This window comes from Micrococcus sp. LASM2_SD2 (assembly GCF_057364565.1).
In genome coordinates, this window is record NZ_JBNFOB010000415.1 from 1 (window position 1) to 990 (window position 990).

Annotated in this window: 1 protein-coding gene and 1 pseudogene; both read left to right on the forward strand. The window is 71.6% G+C overall.

The window, feature by feature from the left end; translation table 11 throughout:
• Positions 1-125: 125 nt before the first annotated feature.
• Positions 126-701 carry a nicotinate-nucleotide adenylyltransferase gene (gene nadD, locus AC2W7A_RS12825; protein WP_485991666.1) on the forward strand — a complete coding sequence of 192 codons (576 nt, stop codon included), beginning with the start codon at positions 126-128 and terminating at the stop codon, positions 699-701.
• Positions 698-990: pseudogene (locus tag AC2W7A_RS12830) on the forward strand (hypothetical protein); the annotation flags it as partial. The gene nadD and the pseudogene AC2W7A_RS12830, both read left to right, overlap by 4 nt.

Consider the following 990-nt stretch of genomic DNA (forward strand, 5'->3'; position numbering starts at 1 on the left):
CCGCGGCGGTGCCGTCTCCCGCAGTGACCGTGCACGAGCCGCACACACCGTCCGCCGACGCCACCGCGCCGGCGGACGGCGCAGTCGCGACCGGAGACGGGCCGCACCGCTTCCGCCTGGGGATCATGGGCGGCACCTTCGACCCGATCCACCACGGTCACCTGGTGGCGGCCTCCGAGGTGGCGGCGCGCTACGAGCTCGACGAGGTCGTGTTCGTCCCCACGGGCCAGCCCTGGCAGAAGGCCGGGCGGAACGTCTCCCCGGCCGAGCACCGCTACCTGATGACCGTGGTGGCCACGGCGTCGAACCCCAGCTTCACCGTGTCCCGTGTGGACATCGACCGTCCCGGCGCCACGTACACCGTGGACACCCTGAGGGACATCCGGCGGCTGCGTCCCGACGCCGAGCTCTTCTTCATCACCGGTGCGGACGCGCTGAGCCAGATCCTCACGTGGAAGGACATCGACGAGGTCTGGGACCTCGCCCATTTCGTCGGCGTCACCCGTCCGGGTCACAGCCTGACGGACTACGGTCTGGAGGGCGACATCTCGCTGCTGGAGATCCCCGCGATGGCGATCTCGTCCACGGACTGCCGTGAGCGCGTCACCGCCGGTCGTCCGGTCTGGTATCTCGTCCCGGACGGCGTGGTGCAGTACATCAACAAGCACCGTCTCTACCTCGGAGAGGACAACGCCACGTGAGCACCACCCCGCATCAGCCCGAGCGCGACGACGACGATCTGCTCCTCGCCGCCGAGGCCGAGGCGCAAGAGCGTCCTGCGCGCGTCGAGGAGCCGGAGGTCGTCCATCCGCGCATCCCCGCCTCCGTGTCCCGGCGGCTCCAGGACCGCTCGGCCGGTGTCGAGTTCGATCCGAAGGCCATCCGCTCGACCCGTCCGGAGGCGCCGTCCCGGCCGACCCGGCCGACCCCACGTGTCGTGGCACCGCCGGTGCCCGAGCCCACGGTGACCCGCGCGGAGCCGGCCCGTGC

Bases quoted from the DNA above. Each gene is read 5' to 3' on its own strand.
- nadD (WP_485991666.1), top strand. From the start codon at position 126: ATGGGCGGCACCTTCGACCCGATCCACCACGGTCACCTGGTGGCGGCC.